This window comes from uncultured Capnocytophaga sp., assembly GCF_938029845.1.
Lineage (GTDB): Bacteria > Bacteroidota > Bacteroidia > Flavobacteriales > Flavobacteriaceae > Capnocytophaga.
This window is the reverse complement of the sequence record NZ_CALHGG010000148.1, coordinates 1-18,878: the sequence shown is the minus strand read 5'-3', so window position 1 is coordinate 18,878 and position 18,878 is coordinate 1. Positions and strand designations below refer to the sequence as shown.

Sequence of the window (18,878 nt, the reverse complement as noted above, 5' to 3'; positions counted from 1 at the left end):
TTGCTTGCTTGCTTGCTTGCTTGCTTGCTTGCTTGCTTGCTTGCTTGCTTGCTTGGACCCTATCATTTTGTGCTATAAGAACACTGTTTTTCATAGTTTTAAGGTTGTTTTTTGCTTAGAATTAACCTAATTGACAAGGCAAAATTACAAATAATTTTTTAAATAAACAAAATTTTTTAGAGATTATTTTTTCTTTTTGTAAAGGTATTTTCTTACTTCATCGGTAGAAATAAAGAAATGTCCGTAACCTTTTTCTGTCAGACCCTTTATAAGTGCTTCATCTCTTGACCAAATTTTGTGCTTAAATTGCAAATGTACAGCAACAAAGGCATAATCATCTTTATCTACATCTTTTACAATTTCAAAGGCATCTTGTAAATTCTTTTTAGTAATTTCATCTAAAGGAATTATTGTGATTTTTTCTAACAGCTGTTTTAGCTCGGCTAATATTTTCTTTTCTGTTTTATCTTTTCTCCGACCTGCTTTTATAACATCCAAATGTTCCTTTACCTCCTCTATTATGAAATCGGGAGCTATGAACTGCATATTTCTATCTTTTAAAATGGTCGCTATTTCCCCATTAGGAGTTATTAGCGCACTATAGAAAATATTACTATCTGCTATGACGATCATTTTTATTAGCTCTTAAAGAGGAAGATTTAAGTTTTTTATTTTGTTTATTTTATGAGCAATGGCTCTATTCGTTTCTTTAGAAAGTGCCATTATCATTTCGTATTGTTCTTGAGTTTCTTCTTCAAAAATAGGCTCCGCAGGGGCAGGTGTTGCCTTTGCTTTGGCAGCTGTCTTTTTCTTAGTTTCCTTAATTTTTGTAACCTTTACAAAATCAAGGGTTTCTGCCTCCTTTACATAGGCTAAGGCCTGAGGACTGTCATTGAGTACGGTAATTGTATATGGCATAAGTGTTAGTTGTTAGTTGTTAGTTATTAGTTATTAGTTTTGAGTACAAAGGTACAAATTATTTTTTATTAGTAAGTGCAAAAATTATACTAGATTAGTAGTTAGTGGTTAGTAGTTAGTAGTTAGAATAATGAAAAAGTGAAGAATCACGCGGGGTAATTCTTCACTTTTCACTATTAATTATTCACTTAAAAGGCTATTTTTTGTCTTTTTTGAAGTGAGGTTTATCCTTTCTCTCCTTGTCATGAGATCTTTCTTTGTCGTGAGGTCTTTCACGCTTTTCAAGGTTCTCAGGACGTGGAAGAAGTGCCTTACGGGATACACGAGTCTTCTTGGTCTTAGGGTCTATACCTAGGTATTTTACCTCTATTATATCGCCTTCCTTGAGTACATCTGCGGGGTTCTCTACGCGCTCCCAAGCTATTTCAGAAACGTGTAGGAGAGAGTCCTTACCTGGGACAAACTCTACAAAAGCTCCGAAATCCACCAAGCGGGCTACACGCACCTTGTATATCTCTCCTTCTACAGGTTCAAAAGACACATGGTATACAGCATCCACCGCTTCTTGGATACCATCGGCATCGGTACCGAGGATTTCAACAATACCTAATTCGCCTACTTCTTCTACCACAATAGTAGTTTTGGTGCGGGCTTGTAGGTCTTGGATATTCTTACCACCCGTACCAATGAAAGCACCAATGTATTCCTTAGGCATTTCAAGACGTACAATCTTAGGCGCATGTGGCTTCACAGTTGGGTTTGGTACGGCTATAGTCTCGGTTATTTTTCCAAGTATATGCATACGACCTTCGCGGGCTTGATCCAAGGCTTTTTCAAGGATTTCATAGGTAAGTCCTTTGATCTTGATATCCATTTGGCAAGCAGTAATACCGTCCTTAGTACCTGTTACCTTAAAGTCCATATCACCCAAGTGGTCTTCGTCGCCCAAGATATCGGAAAGTACGGCATACTTATCTCCATCAGTGATGAGTCCCATGGCAATTCCTGAAACAGGCTTTTTCATCTGGATACCTGCATCCATAAGAGCTAAAGTACCAGCACACACAGTTGCCATAGAAGAGGAACCATTGGACTCCAATATCTCAGACACCACACGTACTGTATAAGGACAATCCTCTGGAATCATGCGCTTAAGGGCACGTTGTGCCAAGTTCCCATGTCCTACCTCACGGCGAGAAGTCCCTCTAAGTGGACGCGCTTCCCCAGTGGAGAAAGGAGGGAAGTTATAATGTAGGTAAAAGCGCTCTTCTCCTTGTTCGGAAGGAATATCTATCACATTGGCTTCACGAGAAGTTCCCAAGGTTACGGTAGTGAGAGACTGTGTTTCCCCACGGGTGAAGATAGCTGACCCATGAGGCGAAGGCAAGTAGCCTACTTCACACCATATAGGGCGTATTTGCTTGGTATTTCTACCATCTAGACGGATATCTTCGTTGAGAATCAAGTTGCGTACTGCCTCTTTTTGAGCTTTAGAGAAGTATTTGCTAACCAATTTATCATACTCTTCCAATTCTTCTTCAGTGAAGAGGGCTTTGCAGGCCTCTCTTACTGCATCGAACTTATCGCTACGCTCATGTTTGGTTGTGTTTTCCTTAGCTATAGCATAGCATTTGTCATAGCAGAAGTCATATATCTTCTTAGCTACCTCTTCGTTCTCCTGCGGTACTTCATAGGATCGCATGGTTTTGCCTACTTTTTCACGAAGGCGTTCTTGGGCTTCTATCTGTACTTTGATCGCTTCATGCGCAAAGTGAATAGCGTCGGCCATATCCTTTTCAGAAACCTCATCCATTTCTCCTTCCACCATAGCGACAAACTCCTTAGAAGCTCCTACCATGATATCCATATCGGATTCTGTCAATTGCTGTGCACTTGGGTTGATGATAAACTCCCCGTTGATACGCCCTACACGTACCTCAGAAATAGGCCCATCAAAAGGAATATCGGATACAGCCAAACAAGCCGAAGCAGCCAATCCAGCTAAGGCATCAGGCATGACATTCTCATCATGAGACATGAGCTGAATCATCACCTGTACCTCACAATAATATTCCTTAGGGAAGAGAGGGCGCAATACCCTATCTACCAATCGCATAGTTAATATTTCCTGATCACTTGGGCGTGCTTCACGCTTGAAGAAACCACCAGGAAAGCGACCCGCAGCAGCAAATTTTTCACGGTAATCTACTGTTAGGGGAAGGAAATCCACCCCTTCGCCTGCTTCTTTGTTCGCCACAACTGTAGCTAGGAGCATAGCATTGCCCATTTGTACCACCACAGCACCATCTGCTTGCTTGGCGAGTTTGCCCGTTTCTATGGAAATAGTACGTCCATCACCAAGAGCAATAATTTCTTTTTTTACTTCTGGAATCATAAAAGTTTTTTATTAAAAATGAAACAAATAGTGTTGTGTGTTTTGTGTTTATTTCCAATGAAAAACTATTATCTTATGGGCTTTTATATAGAACAAAAAGGGGCATAAAGCCCCTTTTGTTTGATAACAAAATTATTTTCGGATACCTAATTCCTTAATAATAGCACGGTATCTTTCGATATCTTTTTGTTTGAGATAATCCAGTAGGCTTCTGCGCTTACCTACGAGTCTCACAAGGGAGCGCTCTGTATTGTAATCTTTGCGATTGGCGCGCAAGTGCTCTGTTAAGTGATTGATACGAAAGGTGAAAAGGGCTATTTGTCCCTCTGCTGAGCCAGTATTTTTCTCGCTACCACCGTGTTGTTTAAAAATTTCTGCTTTAGTTTCTTTTGTTAGATACATTCCAATATTATTTAATGATTATTATGTATTTTAAAATCGGGGGCAAAGGTAATATAAATATTCTTCACATACAACTTTTTTTGAAAAATTATTTAGTCCTCGTCATCCTCATCGTCCTCATCTTCTTTGTCATCGTCATCCTCATCATCGTCATCCTCATCATCGTCCTGGTCATCATCTTCATCATCATAATCGTCATAATCATCCTCCTCTTCCTCGTCGTCCTCTTCCTCTACATGAGAAGAAGTCTTGGAAATATCTTTTTTACGCTTAAGAGCGAGTTCGTCCTCTTTGGACATTTCCAAGGTGTCAGCCTGTATACCCTCTCCGTAATAATCATCATCATCTTCATCATAACGTTCCATGGTGGATGCCAAGCGGGTACTTACTTTTACTAAATAAATGGTATCTTCGGTACGTACCTCAAGAGCTTCCACTGTCTCGTTTTTAGCATTTTTGAATCGGATAACATCTCGATCTTGATAACCTTCTGGATACTTCTCCACCAGTAAGGCTAAGATGTCTTTTGTTAATTTTTTGTAGTCAACTATGGCTCGTTTCATTTAGCCTATTTTATTTAAGATTTAAGCGGTGCAAAATTAAAAGAAAAAAATAAGTTGAATATATTTAACACGTTAATTAAAAGTTATTTTTATTTACAGATTTGATTGTTTTTATGAATTTTACCCTATTTTGACAACTTAATTTATACTAATTATTGAAGCGCTTGCCATAATCTATCTTTGAGAGCGGAAATTCCTTGTTCTGCGACGGAGGAAATAAAGCAATAAGGAAGGTGCAAATTAGCTGTTTTAAGCTCAGTATCGATCATCTCTTTGAGTTCCTCGTCCAAAAGATCTGTTTTGGAAATGGCCAAGATTCGTTGCTTGTCAAGCAGCTCAGGATTATAGTGTTCCAACTCTCTGAGAAGGACATGGTATTCCTCCACTATATTGGGACTATCGGCAGGGACGAGGAAAAGAAGTACTGAATTGCGTTCTATATGTCGTAGGAAATAGTGTCCTAAGCCCTTTCCTTCTGAGGCTCCTTCTATAATCCCTGGTATATCGGCTATTACAAAAGATTGGAAATCGCGATATTGCACAATACCTAAGTTAGGTTTTAGGGTAGTAAATGGATAGTCGGCTATTTTAGGTTTGGCCGAAGTAAGCACTGAAAGCAGAGTGGATTTGCCCGCATTGGGGAAGCCTACTAGCCCCACATCCGCCAAGACTTTTAGCTCCAAGAGTAGTTCTCGCTCCTCCCCCTGTATACCTGGCTGGGCATAGCGAGGCGTCTGGTTGGTTGACGTACGGAAATGCCAGTTACCCAGTCCTCCTTTACCTCCTTTTAGAGCTACTATTTCCTCCTTATCTTGGGTAATCTCAAATAAAGGCTCATCAGTAAGAGCATCCTTGACAATAGTTCCTAAAGGCACCTCCAAATACACACTTTTTCCATCGGCACCTGTGCTGCGATTGGCACCCCCATCGCCCCCATGTTCCGCACGGAAATGTTGTTGAAACTTAAAATTGATAAGCGTCCATAGGTTTTTGTTACCACGGATAATAATATCGCCTCCGCGGCCTCCATCTCCCCCATCAGGCCCTCCTTTTTCTACGAATTTTTCTCTATGTAGGTGAGTGGAACCTTTACCTCCATTGCCTGAACGGACATATACTTTTACATAATCTGTGAAATTTCCTTCTGTCATAAATTTAATTAGTTGATTTGACTATTTGTCAATTTGTCGATTTGTCAATTTGTCGATTTGTCGATTTGTCGATTTGCTAATTGGCTAATTGTCTCATTAACTAATTGTCTAATTGGCTCATTGCCTCATCGACTCATCGGTTCATTAGTTAAATTAATCATTAATCATTCCATTATTAATCATTAATTTTGTAACTTTGCTCTTTGATTTAAATATTATAGTAATGAAAGTAGCTGTAGTTATGGGAAGTCAAAGTGACCTTCCTATCATGCAAGAAGCCATTGATTTCTTAAAAGAGATGCAAATTCCAGTTTTAGTGGATATTGTCTCAGCCCATCGCACCCCTGAAAAACTAATTTCTTTTGGAAAAAATGCTCATTTGCAGGGAATAGATGTGATTATTGCAGGAGCAGGAGGAGCAGCACACCTTCCTGGTATGCTTGCCGCCGTGAGTCCGCTACCTGTTATAGGGGTACCTATCAAAAGCCGCAACTCCATAGATGGTTGGGACTCTGTACTTTCTATCCTACAAATGCCAGCAGGTGTTCCTGTGGCAACTGTTGCTCTTAATGGGGCTAAGAATGCGGGTATCCTCGCTGCCCAAATCTTGGGGGTTGCCCACAAAGAAGTGCAAGAGCATATCTTGCAATACAAAAAATCCTTAGAAGAAGCGGTACTAAAAGGAGCAGAGCAGGTAAAAACTGAAAACTAAAAAGTAAAAAACATATACTTTTCTAAGATACAATAAATTACAACTCTACCCTAACACTAGCCAAGGTAACTCACAAACACAATTTTATCCATATACTTAGCTATGGCATTTCTTGGTTTTACCTTTTACTTTTTATCTTTTACCTAACAAAAGTATGGTACATATATAAAGGCTAGTACTGCTACTACGGCAAGGAATATCATGGTAACGGCTCCTGCGGCGATGTCCTTTATCTCTCCTATCTTCTGATGGAAGTCAGGGTGAACAAAGTCGCAGAGCTTCTCCAATCCTGTATTGAGTCCTTCTACTGCCAAAAGTGTTCCAAAGGCTAATAGCTGAAACATCCATTGGTGAGGAGTAATCCCAAAATACAACCCCAATCCTACAAATAACAAACAACCTATACTATGGGTAATAATGGCGTCTTCAGTGCGAACCAATAACCAAAATCCTTGTAGGGCATACCCCATACTCTTGAGCCGCCCAATTATAAATTTCTTCATTTTATCTATTTTTTGAGACTCTACCCTCCTACTCGCTTTACCTTAAAACCTTTTTCTTTGAGAAATTCCATAATCTTATCACGGTAATCCCCCTGAATGATAATTTTTTCCTCCTTCACAGATCCTCCTACTCCCAAGTGAGTTTTGAGTTCCTTCGCCAATACTTTAAAGTCAGCATCGGCACCTGTATAGCCCTCAATAAGGGTAACGGGCTTGCCTTTGCGCTTCTCATATTTGCACAAAAGTGGCTCATCCTGTAACCAAATATTGGAGGGAGCTTCCTCAGGTAACTGTTCTTCCTTATGGTCAGGAAAAAGTTTTTGGAGTTGTTCTCTGAGCATATTATTTTCTTTTAAGCACCTTTTCTACTGCCTTTAGAATACCCTCTTTGTCAAGACCATACTTTTGCATAAGCTCAGCGGGCGTTCCACTTTCTCCAAAAGTATCATTGACCGCTACAAACTCCTGAGCTACAGGATAGTGCTGAGTGAGTACACGAGCTACGCTCTCACCCAAACCTCCGTAGTAGTTATGTTCCTCACAAGTTACCACTGCCTTAGTTTTACGAGCAGAAGCAAGAATCATTTCTTCATCTAAAGGCTTAATTGTATGAATATCAATCACCTCAGCCGAGATACCTCTCTGTTCCAAGACCTCACAAGCCAATAATGCTTCCCATACGAGGTGTCCTGTGGCAATGATAGTTACATCGGTTCCTTCATTGAGTAGTAAGCCTTTTCCTATCTCAAAAGTCTGATTTTCAGGAGTAAAATTAGGTACTGAAGGACGACCAAAACGTAGGTATACAGGTCCTACATAGTCCGCAATAGCGATGGTTGCTGCCTTGGTTTGGTTATAATCACAAGGATTAATGACTACCATATTAGGGAGCATCTTCATCAGTCCTATATCTTCCAAGATCTGGTGGGTAGCTCCGTCCTCACCAAGGGTCAATCCCGCATGAGAGGCACAAACCTTTACATTCTTATTAGAATAAGCAATAGACTGGCGTATCTGGTCATATACACGCCCTGTGGAGAAGGCAGCAAAGGTACCTGTGAAAGGAATCTTTCCTCCTATGGTAAGTCCTGCTGCTATACCCATCATATTGGCTTCAGCAATTCCCACTTGGAAAAAGCGGGTAGGGTTTTCCTCTTGGAATTTTTCCATCTTGAGCGAGCCTATAAGGTCAGCACAGAGGGCTACCACATTGGGATTCTTACGTCCTAGTTCTGCAAGTCCTGCACCGAAACCACTTCGGGTGTCTTTCTTGCCTGTATCAGTATATTTTTTCATTAGATACTATTTTTAATGTTTTTATTTTTTCTTCTTAAATCTATCTATAAGCTCCACCAAAAGAAGAGTTAACACCATAAAAGGAATGGTGAGCACCCTAAGTAGTGAGCGTCCCACTTTCCCTATAAGAGTCTCTTTTACCTTAAACTCTCCATGATACAACTCATCTCGCTTGTAATAGTTGGCAAATCGCCTTGTCTTAAGCAGTTCCGTTATCAGTGGTTTGGCAGGCTCATACTGATGAGTAATACCTAAAGCATCTATTGCATAAGCTACTACAAACATCGTTTCTTTAAGAGCAAACTCCTTTTGGACAAATGGTAGTAAGGTATCCAACTGAGAAGGTGGGGTAAGCCAAATAGCCATGATTTGTATCATTTCTTTTTGCACATCGGAGGTGAAATTAGCTGCTTTTATACGTTGCCAACATTCTTGTAATACAACTGGTTCCGCCTGCTTTTCCTCTGTTATAGGATAGTCATAGTTATATACTTCTATATCCTCCCAATCATAAAAATCAGGTTGCTTAGCTGCTTTTTCATAAGCCTTGAGGAACGAATCCAAACTCCTAAACTCCGGTGCAAATACAGCCTCATCGTGCCTTACAATCACCATTTTACCTTTTAGAAACCCTGTAGTATAGATAGCCACACAATCACTTTCTTGGTTGGAGAACAAAGGAAGTAGCTCAAAGCCAAGGTCACACTGTGCTATCCACTCAAGTGTCTCCTCTCTTTCCTTGTCGTCCATGAGAATAACGCCTCCATAAGGTTTAAACTGTTGTAGAGGCAGAGGATCTATTCCCTTTGTTTCTAACAAAGTAGCTAGTTTCATAATACTTACTATCAGAGCGCAAAGATACTATTTTTAATTCTATTAGACAAAAAAACTTTGCCAGCGCAAAACGCTGGCAAAGTTCACAAGAGATATGAGAAAGATCTACTACCAGGTATAGGAGAGTCCTCCTATAATATTTCTTCCTACCCCTGGAATAAAGTTGGTTTTATCATCCGCTTTAGGTGCTGGAGTAAGGCGCATAGGAGGCGCTGTTACTTCTGCTTGTACCAAATAGCTGGAGGCATATACCTTATCAGCTAAGTTGTTGGCTTGCAAGAAGAAAGTCCATTGTCCTTTTTTGTAACCTAAGCGTGCCCCTACAAGGCTGTAAGGGTCTTGGTATAGCGTATTTTTGTGGTCAATAGGTGTCTTCACAGGAAGTGATTCGAGGTTTACCTCCGCAAATATGCCTATTGGGTGCTTATAGGTGAGTGCCCCAAAGAGGTAATGAGTAGGAATTCCTGCGATTTGGTTACCCTTAAGCTCACCGCCGTCAAAGAAGAAGTCGCTATAATTATAATTAACAGAAAGGGTGAAAGTATCTTCCTTGGCAGAGAACACATGAGTGAGGAAAGTAGATTGCAAACCTGCTTCCAAACCTCTGTGAATAGTGGCATAAGGTGTATTGACTGTATTACCTCCTACCCCTACACTACCATCGGCTATGGTAAAGATTTCATCTTTCACCCAAGAGTGGTAAGCACTCACATTCCAGATAAAAGCTTGTCCTATATTTCCTTTGGTACCTAGCTCCACAGTGGAGGCTTTTTGTGCTTTTAGGTCAGAGATGGTAATGGTAGTAGGCCCTGAATTCACATTGGAACTACTATTATAGACCACCGGAGGCACTGGAGGACGATTTGGGTTAGGAGTAGCACTACCAGTCAAGCGTACTATTTCCAAGAAAGTAGGAGGTTCATAGCTACGAGAGAAGTTAGCAAAAACTTGCGCACGGTCAGTAAACTTATAGATCACCCCTACCTTAGGATTAATCGCATTATAAGAGAAGTCTCCTGTTAGAGGAGTAGCAGCGTTAGGGTTAGGTAGTGCTCGAGCTTGCAGACCACTAGGTGCTACGAAAAGGAACGGACGCTTTGCCCCTGTAAACTTATCCTCTATCTTACGAGTATCATAGCTACCCTGTACGCTAACATTTGCCAAGAGAGAAGGAGTAATCTTATAAGTATCCGATATATAAGCTATAGCATGGTTAGCTGTAAGATCTTGCTTGGCAAAGAGCGCTCCGAAATTACCACGATCGTTGTGGAAGCGAGATTGGTGCATAAGACCTTGGCTATACTGCAAGCCGAGAGTGAAATCGTTTTTCTCAGTGGTATTGGTATAAGAGAGGCGTACCCCATAGTCATTATTGAAGTCTTGGCGAACTCCATTGGCAATAGGATACATAAAGGCATCATCTGCATATTGGTAATAAAGAGTAGCCAAGATAAGGTTATTGGCATTGATCTGATAAGCCAACTTGGTACCAAAGCGAGCTATCTTACTGCTTCGATTAGGCTTGTCACGCACCACATTAGGACCAAAAGCATAAGGGAAAGTAGTCTTAGGCGCCTTGTTAATCTGCTTGTTATTTGTCTCCATTTGGTAGCGAGTAAGAGGCCCAGGTATATCAAAATAGAGATCTGTGAAAGAAGCATACAATCGTGCCTCAAACTTATCGGTGAACTTACGTCCTACATTGAGTAGTGCATTGAACCGCTTGGAGCTGTTATAAGTGCGATAGCCATCACTATGATTATAAGACGATGCCACAAATAGATCATTTCGTCCTGAAGAGAAGCCTGAGGAAATGGTACTATTGAAGTAGTTAAAACTACCTGCTTCCATTTTTACACTTAAGGGAGAAGCATTATATCCGTTTTTAGTAACAAAGTTCATAGCTCCACCGAGAGTAGCTCCCCCATGTTCGAGCGCATTGGCACCACGATAGATTTCCACCAAGTTGCTCACTTGAGGCTCCAATACACCTATAATATAAGAACCGTCTGCAAAGTTAATAGGAATACCATCTTGGGAGAGTGCCACCCCACGTGATTGAGGATTACTTTGGATGCCAGAACCACGGATATTGAGGCGCGGTTGGTCATTACCCCCAAAGAAATCTTGTATAATAATTCCAGGTTCACGCTGGAGGGCATCCTTGAGGGTCTGGGAACGCTGTATGTTTAAGTTCCTTAGGTCTGCCAAATTGGTACCCCCTGCTACCTTATCAAGTTTTACTTTGGCCAACCCTACGGAATTAGCCACAAGGCTTGGGTTGTCTGAAATGACCACAGGTTGCAGCTCCACTATATCAGAGAGTGTTTCTTCCGCTCCACGGCGAAGGATAGTCTCCACATAAGTAACCCTGTTTTCATTATTCTGAAGTATTACAGGAAACTCCAAAGGAGCATAACCTTCCTTGCTTACCTCAAGAGAAGGATGTTCATCTGAAGTAGAAAGGGTATAATTCCCTTTGTCATCGGTAAGGGTACTCTCACCTGTAGATACCGATTTGACCATAGCCTGCGCAATAGGCAACTTGTTTTCATCAAGAATTTTACCCTTGATCTTATATTGCGCATGGAGGCTCACCCCCAGCAAAAACGCTATAAATAGCAAAAGATTTTTGTGTAAAAACATATGTAAAATATTTTTTATTTAGACTTATGCAAAATTACAAACTTTTTCCAATATAGCAAATACTTGCAAAATAAATTTATTTTTAACTATTTTACATTATTTCTAATAAATAAAAACAATTTCCTTACCTATTAGCGAGTAATTTTAACATTTTTATATAATAATTAATATCACAAAAAGGAGCTTATTTTTCCTATAAGATATCTTTTTCGTTAGTTCTGAAACTTTAACACAAAAAAAATGATAAAAACACTTGCTATTACAAATTAAATGATTATATTTGTGGCGAAGATAAAGGGAATTATGAAAATATTGTTAAGACATGTAACTATCATAGACAAGGGAAGTTCCTATCACGGAAAGACTCAAGATGTCTTGATAGAAGATGGAATCATCAAGCAAATTAGCTCTGAAATTGCTTGCGAAGATGCCGACAAAGTGTTAAATGATTGTTATATTTCTCAAGGTTGGGCTGATAGCAGTGTGAGTTTCGGAGAACCAGGGTACGAGGAACGAGAGACCTTAGCACATGGAGCAAAAGTAGCTTGTGAAAGTGGATTCACACAAGTGATGCTCAATCCTAACACACACCCTATTACAGAAACTCGAAGCCAAGTAGGCTATCTAAGAAATGCCTCCCAAGGAACCATTACTGAGATTTTCCCCATTGGCGCCCTCACTTGTGAGAGCAAAGGAGAATACTTAACCGAGCTGTACGATATGCAAAGTGCAGGAGCGGTAGCTTTCGGAGATTATAAGCGGTGTATCTCACAGGCCAATCTGCTGAAGATAGCCTTGCAATACACAGCACCTTTTAATGGCATAGTGATCTCTTTCCCTTGTGACCGCTCTATTATGGGCAAGGGAGTAGTCAATGAACATATTGCAGCTACCCGATTGGGACTAAAAGGAATACCCGCTATTGCTGAAGAAATTATTGTGGAGAGAGACCTCTCCATCCTCGAATATACAGGTGGACGATTACACATTCCGACTATCTCTACTGAAAAATCTGTCGCACTGATAGCCGCTGCCAAAGCCAAAGGCTTGGACGTGAGTTGTAGTGTTGCAGTAAGTAATCTACACCTTACAGATGAAGTATTAGGCAACTTCAATACTGACTACAAACTACTTCCCCCCTTGCGTAATACTGTACACGTGGAAGCATTACGAGAAGGGGTGCGAAACGGGGTCATAGATATGGTAACTTCTGACCATTGTCCCCTTGATATAGAATGCAAAGCTAAGGAGTTTGACCTTGCAGAGTTCGGAAGCATAGGTCTAGAAGCTACCTTAGGTATAATGCTAAGACATTTCTCAGTGGAGAAAACTGTGGAAATGCTTACTGCTGCTAAAAAACGTTTCTCCCTACCTGTGGCGCCTATCGCAGTGGGTCAGAAAGCAGATATAACCCTCTTTACCGACCAAGGTGAGTGGGTATTTGACAAAGATTCGATCAAATCTTCTTCTAAAAATTGTGCCTTTGTCTCAGAAATAGTCAAAGGAAAAGTCTTGGGCGTTATCTCCCACAGAGGTAATTGGTTCTCAAGATAAGCCACCCCAACTTCTACAAAAAGTATATATATATTATTGTTTAACTTCAGAAAACTCTAACAAAAATTAGAAACACTTCCCTATATACCTAAATATATAGGTGTACTAACATTTACCATTTACTACCAAAAGATGAAAGGTTTTTCTTTAAACTATTTGGTAAGACCTGCTATTATAGAGCAGGAGAATGGCAAGTCTCCCGCCATTTTCATGTTACACGGTTATGGACAAAACAAAGAAGAATTCTTCTCCATAGCCAACGAACTCCCACAGGAGTATATTGTAATCTCAATACAAGCTCCCTATAAGCTATCAGATACTCAGTTTTTCTGGTATGCAATAGAGCTTGGGTCCTCCAAATGGTGCGATATAGTGCAAGCACAAGCCACTGAGCACAAGCTCCTAACCTTTTTAGGACAGGCTTGTGAACGTTTCAATATTGATATGGAACGGATCACTCTTATAGGATTTGACCAAGGAGGTATCCTTAGCCTCGCACTGGCACTTTCCTACCCTGAGAAAATTCAAAGGGTTGTGGCCATCAACAGCTACATTGATAAGAAGTTATTGAGTTTTAGCTACCAGAAGAACAACTTCGAAAACCTAAAAATCTGTCTATTACACGGATATTCCAATGAAATTGTATCCTTAGATTGGGCAGAAGAAACTACTGAGTTGCTCAAAAAGCTACATATTCCATACACTTACCAGACATTTGCTTCAGGACATGTGTTTTCAGCCGAGATGTTCTATGCGATGAAAACTTGGATAGAACAAGAAGAATAAGTGGCTATTTATGCACATGTAACCCACATTCCTTATTGGTCTTGTGCTCCCACCACCAGCGACCTGCACGGAAGTCTTCCCCTTCCTTAATGGCACGTGTACAGGGGGCACAGCCAATACTGGGGTAACCCTTGTCATGCAAAGGGTTATAAGGGATGCCATGCTTACGAAGGAATGATAACACCTCATCCGTTTTCCAATGTAGGAGCAAATGTACCTTAATGATCTGGTTACTTTCGTCCCATTCCACCATAGGCATCTGCTCTCGATGGGGGGATTGCTCAGCTCGGAGTCCTGTTATCCACACCTTATTACCTGACAAAGCGCGTTTTAGAGGTTCTACCTTTCGGATATGACAACAAGTATGTCGCAAAGGAACAGACTGATAAAAAGCGTTGATACCATTGTTTTGTACATACTCCTCTATCGCTTTTGCATCAGGATAGTAAGGAGTGATCTTGGTGTGATAATACTCATTGGTCAGTTCCCAAGTCGTATATGTCTCATAGAAGAGACGCCCTGTATCCAAAGTAAAAATCTTGACAGGGAAATGTCCCTTCATGATAAAATCAGTAATCACTTGATCCTCCATACCAAAGCTAGTGGAGAACACTACCTTATCGGGATATTTCTCAGTAAGGAGGGTAAGTATTTCAGTTTCCGTAAGGGATGTGGTTGCGGTGAGCAAAGAATCTATTTCAGAATGCATTATTTTATGTTTAGGACTGCAAAAATACGAATATTAATGATTCATAATTAATGATTCACAACTAATTAATCAATCAAACCTGATAAATAGTTTTAGATTGTATATAAATAAATACAATACATTAATTATCAATGATTTATATTTCACAAAGGGCTTTTAAGAGGTTTTTTGTTGTTTGATACATTTTTTGTACATTTGCAGAAAAATTTCATGCTAAATGATACCTTTATTTATAAGCTCTCCTGAATTATTATTCATACTCTTTGTGGCTGTGCTGCTCTTTGGCACCAATAAGATACCCGAAATAGCCCGTACTCTAGGCAAGGGAATGCGACAACTGCGAGATGCTACTTCCGAAATCAAAGAAGAAATCAACAAAAGTGTAGAGAAATCAGGTATAGATACCTCCCTGATTGATGAAGTAAAACAAGAGGTAGAGAAAGCCAAAGAAGGCTTGGAAGACCCTTTGGGAAGCATAAAACGAAACCGATAACACATGGCAAAGACGAGCAAAGAAACCCCCTTGATGAAACAGTATAACCAGATTAAGGCAAAGTATCCCGATGCCTTACTGCTATTCAGGGTTGGCGATTTCTATGAGACGTTCAAGGAGGATGCTGTCAAGACCTCACAAGTATTGGGCATCGTACTGACTTCTCGTAACAATGGTAGTGAGGATACCTCCCTAGCAGGTTTTCCTCATCATGCGCTGAATAACTACCTCCCTAAGCTCGTCAAGGCGGGCTACCGTGTGGCTATCTGCGACCAACTGGAAGACCCCAAACTCACCAAGACTATTGTCAAGCGTGGTGTTACGGAACTAGTAACCCCTGGGGTTGCCCTTAGCGATGATATATTACAAACCCGCAAGAACAATTTCTTAGCCTCCATTTGGCTACATTCGCCCTTATGTGGGGTATCCTTTTTAGACATCTCCACAGGTGAATACTACTTAGCTGAAGGAGATATCCCTTGTATAGATAAGCTATTACAAAACTTCCAGCCCAACGAAGTACTCATTGCTAAAAAACAACACAAAGAGATAGAAGAAGCCTTTGGCAAGGAGTGGCACTACTTTGGTTTGGAGGATTGGGTATATAAGGAAGATTTTGCCTATGAGGCACTTACCAAACAGTTCCACACCAATTCCCTAAAAGGATTTGCCGTAGAGCAAATGCGCCAAGGCTGGATCAGTGCAGGGGCTATACTACACTATCTGTCCGAGACTCAGCATCACCAGCTACAACACATCACCAATATCAAACGTATTGTAAGTGATGAATATGTATGGATGGACAAGTTCACCATACGAAACTTGGAACTATATGGCGGAGGCGAAGCAGGGAGTGTAGGCCTATTGGAGGTAATTGACAAGACACTTACCCCTATGGGAAGCCGTATGCTAAGGCGTTGGCTTGCCTTACCCCTAACCAACCTTAGTGAGATACAACAGCGACACCAAGTGGTAAATACTTTTGTACAACACGCTGAGCTTTGCCAGCAAGTACGAGATAATTTACACAAAGTCAATGATATAGAAAGACTTCTTTCCAAGATAGCCACTGGAAAAATCACTCCTCGTGAGCTTATCTACCTCAAGAATTCTCTCCTTGCAGTACTCCCTCTGAGGAATCTCGATCTTCCTGCAGAGGAAGTCGCCCTTAGGCGCCTTATTGAGCGTATCCATGACCTACAAGAGTTATGTGATAAGATAGCTCATACCCTTGATGAGGAAGCCCCTGTAAATATTCTAAAGGGGAATGTTATCCGACCAGGCTTCTCGACCGACTTGGACGAGCTACGCAACCTCTCTCATTCTGGAAAGGAATACCTCAACCAACTACTCGAACGTGAGATCGCCCAGACCCATATCTCATCCCTAAAGATAGATAGTAATAACGTCTTCGGTTACTATTTTGAGGTACGCAATGTCCATAAGGACAAGGTGCCTGCACACTGGGTACGCAAACAGACTTTAGTGAATGCCGAACGCTATATTAGTGAAGAACTCAAGGAATACGAGGAAAAGATACTCCATGCTCAAGAGCGTATTGCAGCCCTAGAACAAGAATATTTTGCCGCTCTGATTGAGGAGGTGATTACCTATATCTCCCCCATACAACAGACAGCTATTGCCATAGGTGAGATAGACACCCTATGTGGTTTTGCCACTTTGGCTACAGAGCGCCAATACACGCTCCCACAGCTGGATAATTCCCTAGTAATCAACCTTAAGGATGCGCGTCACCCTGTGATAGAGCAGCAGCTCCCCCCTACCCAACCCTATATTGCCAATGATATCTATCTTGACAATGAGAGCCAACAGATTATGATGATCACAGGACCGAACATGAGTGGTAAGTCTGCCCTACTGAGACAGACCGCCCTAATTGTTCTCCTTGCCCAGATAGGGAGCTTTGTACCTGCCAAGCAAGCACAGATAGGTATTGTAGATAAGATATTTACCCGTGTAGGTGCCAGTGACAACATCTCACAAGGGGAATCCACTTTCATGGTAGAGATGAATGAGGCTGCCCTAATTCTCAATAACCTTTCCCAGCGAAGCCTTATCCTCTTGGACGAAATAGGTCGTGGTACCAGTACTTATGATGGTATTTCTATTGCATGGGCTATAGCGGAATACCTACATGAACACCCTACTCACGCCAAGACGCTTTTTGCCACCCACTACCACGAACTCAATGAGATGCAAAACGAGTTTGCCCGTATCAAGAATTTTTCTGTATCGGTCAAGGAAGTTAAGGGAAGTATTCTCTTTCTGCGCAAGCTCGTGGAAGGCGGTAGCGAACACAGTTTCGGTATTCATGTAGCCAAAATGGCAGGAATGCCTCCCTATGTGATAGAAAAAGCAGAAAAAGTGCTTGAGAAATTGGAGAAAACACATCAGTTAGAAGACAACAAGGAGCAACTGAGTAAAAAGAACAAAGAAGGTATGCAACTGAGTTTCTTCCAATTGGACGATCCCCTCTTGGAAAGTATCAAGGAACAGCTCATTCATACCGATATAGACAACCTCACCCCCATAGAGGCACTGATGAAACTCAATAGTATTAAGAAGATGCTCAAAAAATAGTGACAAGTGACTAACGACTAGTGACAAGTGACCAACGACTAATGACAAGTGACGCATTGTTATTTACGAGAAAAAATGGTATCTTTGCAGGAACTTTTCACTATTTGTTTTTCACTTTTCACTCACTTCTGTTTGTTATTTCAAATAAAATACCTACTTTTGTGCGATAGAATTAAATACAATATATTATGTATAACTTATTAAAAGGAAAAAGAGGCATCATCTTTGGTGCTCTAGATGAGAACTCCATTGCATGGAAAACCGCTGAGCGTGTACATGAAGAAGGAGGTAAGTTTGTCCTTACCAATGCGCCTATTGCTATGCGCATGGGAAAAATCAACGAATTAGCTGAAAAAACAGGAGCTCAGGTAATCCCTGCAGATGCTACCAATATGGATGATTTGCAGAACTTAGTTACCAAAGCCATAGAAATCCTCGGGGGTAAGTTGGATTTTGTACTACACTCCATAGGTATGTCGGTAAACGTTCGTAAGAATATCCCTTATACCGAATCCAACTACGAATTTTACGCTAAAGGATGGGATGTTTCAGCACTTTCTTTCCACAAGGTGTGCCAAGCTCTTCATAAAAATGATGCAATGAACGAATGGGGAAGTATCGTAGCTCTCACTTACATTGCAGCACAACGTACCTTCCCTGACTATAACGATATGGCCGATAACAAAGCTTACTTGGAATCTATCGCTCGTAGCTTTGGGTACTTCTATGGAAAGGATAAGAATGTACGTATCAATACAATCTCTCAATCCCCTACCCCTACCACTGCAGGGCAAGGAGTGAAAGGTTTTGATGGCTTTATTACCTATGCAAATCTTATGTCTCCACTAGGTAATGCCACTGCTGATGACTGTGCCAACTATACTGTAACCCTTTTCAGCGACCTTACACGTAAGGTTACCATGCAGAACCTATACCACGATGGAGGTTTCTCCAATGTAGGAGTAACCCCTGAGGTTATTGCTTTTATGAACAAATAAATCTTTACACTTTATACAACACAAAAAACTATCATTGCTATTAATGATAGTTTTTTGTTATCTGTCATTCATCACTTGTCATTTGTCATTATTATGGAGCCTTTCAACAAAGAAGTATTCGACCTCTTCCAGCAAAAACTAAAAATAGGAAACCGCCGAGGAGTGCACCTCAATGCGGTAGTGAGCAACTCTCGCTATAAGTTTGATTTAGCGCGACTTTCAGCTATATTCAAGAGCCTACCAGAGCGGTTTGTCTTGGACTTACTGACGGTGAAAAACCTCAAATTCACCTTCTCCTTGCACGATACACCCTCTAC

General features: G+C 40.9%; 18 protein-coding genes and 1 pseudogene. 7 read left to right on the top strand and 12 right to left on the bottom strand.

Annotation, left to right across the window (positions count from 1 at the left end):
* Positions 1-183: 183 nt before the first annotated feature.
* The 6 genes from Q0625_RS10760 to obgE all read right to left on the bottom strand — a co-directional run bounded on the left by Q0625_RS10760 (position 184) and on the right by obgE (position 5,429).
* On the bottom strand, positions 184-633 hold the full coding sequence (locus Q0625_RS10760; RefSeq protein WP_298826976.1) for a PIN domain-containing protein: 450 nt from the start codon (positions 631-633) through the stop codon (positions 184-186).
* 12 nt (positions 634-645) lie between these two features.
* On the bottom strand, positions 646-918 hold the full coding sequence (locus Q0625_RS10755; protein WP_298826974.1) for a hypothetical protein: 273 nt from the start codon (positions 916-918) through the stop codon (positions 646-648).
* 196 nt (positions 919-1,114) lie between these two features.
* A complete protein-coding gene (locus Q0625_RS10750) occupies positions 1,115-3,313 on the bottom strand; it encodes a polyribonucleotide nucleotidyltransferase (protein ID WP_298826971.1) in 2,199 nt (732 codons plus the stop codon).
* A gap of 132 nt (positions 3,314-3,445) precedes the next feature.
* Complete coding sequence (gene rpsO, locus Q0625_RS10745; protein WP_298826968.1) at positions 3,446-3,715, bottom strand: 30S ribosomal protein S15; 270 nt, start codon at positions 3,713-3,715, stop codon at positions 3,446-3,448.
* Positions 3,716-3,807: 92 nt separating this feature from the next.
* On the bottom strand, positions 3,808-4,278 hold the full coding sequence (locus Q0625_RS10740) for a DNA primase (RefSeq protein ID WP_298826965.1): 471 nt from the start codon (positions 4,276-4,278) through the stop codon (positions 3,808-3,810).
* Positions 4,279-4,430: 152 nt separating this feature from the next.
* Positions 4,431-5,429 (bottom strand): GTPase ObgE, encoded by a 999-nt coding sequence (gene obgE, locus Q0625_RS10735; RefSeq protein WP_298826962.1) that lies wholly within the window; start codon positions 5,427-5,429, stop codon positions 4,431-4,433.
* Positions 5,430-5,652: 223 nt separating this feature from the next.
* Between obgE and purE the strand changes: the two genes are divergently transcribed.
* Positions 5,653-6,141, top strand: coding sequence for a 5-(carboxyamino)imidazole ribonucleotide mutase (purE, locus tag Q0625_RS10730; protein WP_298826959.1), 489 nt, complete (start codon positions 5,653-5,655; stop codon positions 6,139-6,141).
* 143 nt (positions 6,142-6,284) lie between these two features.
* Here purE and Q0625_RS10725 read toward each other — a convergent pair whose 3' ends face one another.
* The 5 genes from Q0625_RS10725 to Q0625_RS10705 all read right to left on the bottom strand — a co-directional run bounded on the left by Q0625_RS10725 (position 6,285) and on the right by Q0625_RS10705 (position 11,420).
* On the bottom strand, positions 6,285-6,644 hold the full coding sequence (locus Q0625_RS10725; RefSeq protein ID WP_298826957.1) for a diacylglycerol kinase family protein: 360 nt from the start codon (positions 6,642-6,644) through the stop codon (positions 6,285-6,287).
* 20 nt (positions 6,645-6,664) lie between these two features.
* On the bottom strand, positions 6,665-6,985 hold the full coding sequence (locus Q0625_RS10720; RefSeq protein ID WP_298826954.1) for a translation initiation factor: 321 nt from the start codon (positions 6,983-6,985) through the stop codon (positions 6,665-6,667).
* Position 6,986: 1 nt separating this feature from the next.
* Positions 6,987-7,940 (bottom strand): transketolase family protein, encoded by a 954-nt coding sequence (locus Q0625_RS10715; protein WP_298826952.1) that lies wholly within the window; start codon positions 7,938-7,940, stop codon positions 6,987-6,989.
* A 21-nt stretch (positions 7,941-7,961) separates the two neighbouring features.
* The gene (locus tag Q0625_RS10710; protein ID WP_298826949.1) at positions 7,962-8,774 is read right to left on the bottom strand and encodes a hypothetical protein; all 813 of its coding nucleotides are present in this window, start codon (positions 8,772-8,774) and stop codon (positions 7,962-7,964) included.
* A 108-nt stretch (positions 8,775-8,882) separates the two neighbouring features.
* Positions 8,883-11,420, bottom strand: a complete 2,538-nt coding sequence (locus Q0625_RS10705; RefSeq protein WP_298826946.1) for a TonB-dependent receptor — start codon at positions 11,418-11,420, stop codon at positions 8,883-8,885.
* A gap of 303 nt (positions 11,421-11,723) precedes the next feature.
* On the opposite strand from Q0625_RS10705, the gene Q0625_RS10700 reads away from it, so the two are divergent.
* Both Q0625_RS10700 and Q0625_RS10695 read left to right on the top strand, forming a co-directional pair.
* Positions 11,724-12,974, top strand: coding sequence for a dihydroorotase (locus tag Q0625_RS10700; protein WP_298826943.1), 1,251 nt, complete (start codon positions 11,724-11,726; stop codon positions 12,972-12,974).
* Between the two features lie 132 nt (positions 12,975-13,106).
* Positions 13,107-13,760 carry an alpha/beta fold hydrolase gene (locus Q0625_RS10695; RefSeq protein ID WP_298826940.1) on the top strand — a complete coding sequence of 218 codons (654 nt, stop codon included), beginning with the start codon at positions 13,107-13,109 and terminating at the stop codon, positions 13,758-13,760.
* Between the two features lie 4 nt (positions 13,761-13,764).
* Here Q0625_RS10695 and Q0625_RS10690 read toward each other — a convergent pair whose 3' ends face one another.
* Positions 13,765-14,469 (bottom strand): phosphoadenylyl-sulfate reductase, encoded by a 705-nt coding sequence (locus tag Q0625_RS10690; protein WP_298826934.1) that lies wholly within the window; start codon positions 14,467-14,469, stop codon positions 13,765-13,767.
* A gap of 217 nt (positions 14,470-14,686) precedes the next feature.
* On the opposite strand from Q0625_RS10690, the gene Q0625_RS10685 reads away from it, so the two are divergent.
* From Q0625_RS10685 to Q0625_RS10670, 4 genes and pseudogenes are all read left to right on the top strand, one after another.
* The gene (locus Q0625_RS10685) at positions 14,687-14,962 is read left to right on the top strand and encodes a twin-arginine translocase TatA/TatE family subunit (RefSeq protein WP_298826931.1); all 276 of its coding nucleotides are present in this window, start codon (positions 14,687-14,689) and stop codon (positions 14,960-14,962) included.
* Between the two features lie 3 nt (positions 14,963-14,965).
* Positions 14,966-17,563, top strand: coding sequence for a DNA mismatch repair protein MutS (gene mutS / locus Q0625_RS10680; protein WP_298826926.1), 2,598 nt, complete (start codon positions 14,966-14,968; stop codon positions 17,561-17,563).
* 188 nt (positions 17,564-17,751) lie between these two features.
* Positions 17,752-18,561, top strand: coding sequence for an SDR family oxidoreductase (locus tag Q0625_RS10675; protein ID WP_298826923.1), 810 nt, complete (start codon positions 17,752-17,754; stop codon positions 18,559-18,561).
* Between the two features lie 93 nt (positions 18,562-18,654).
* Positions 18,655-18,878 (top strand): annotated as a pseudogene (locus Q0625_RS10670) (hypothetical protein); the annotation flags it as partial.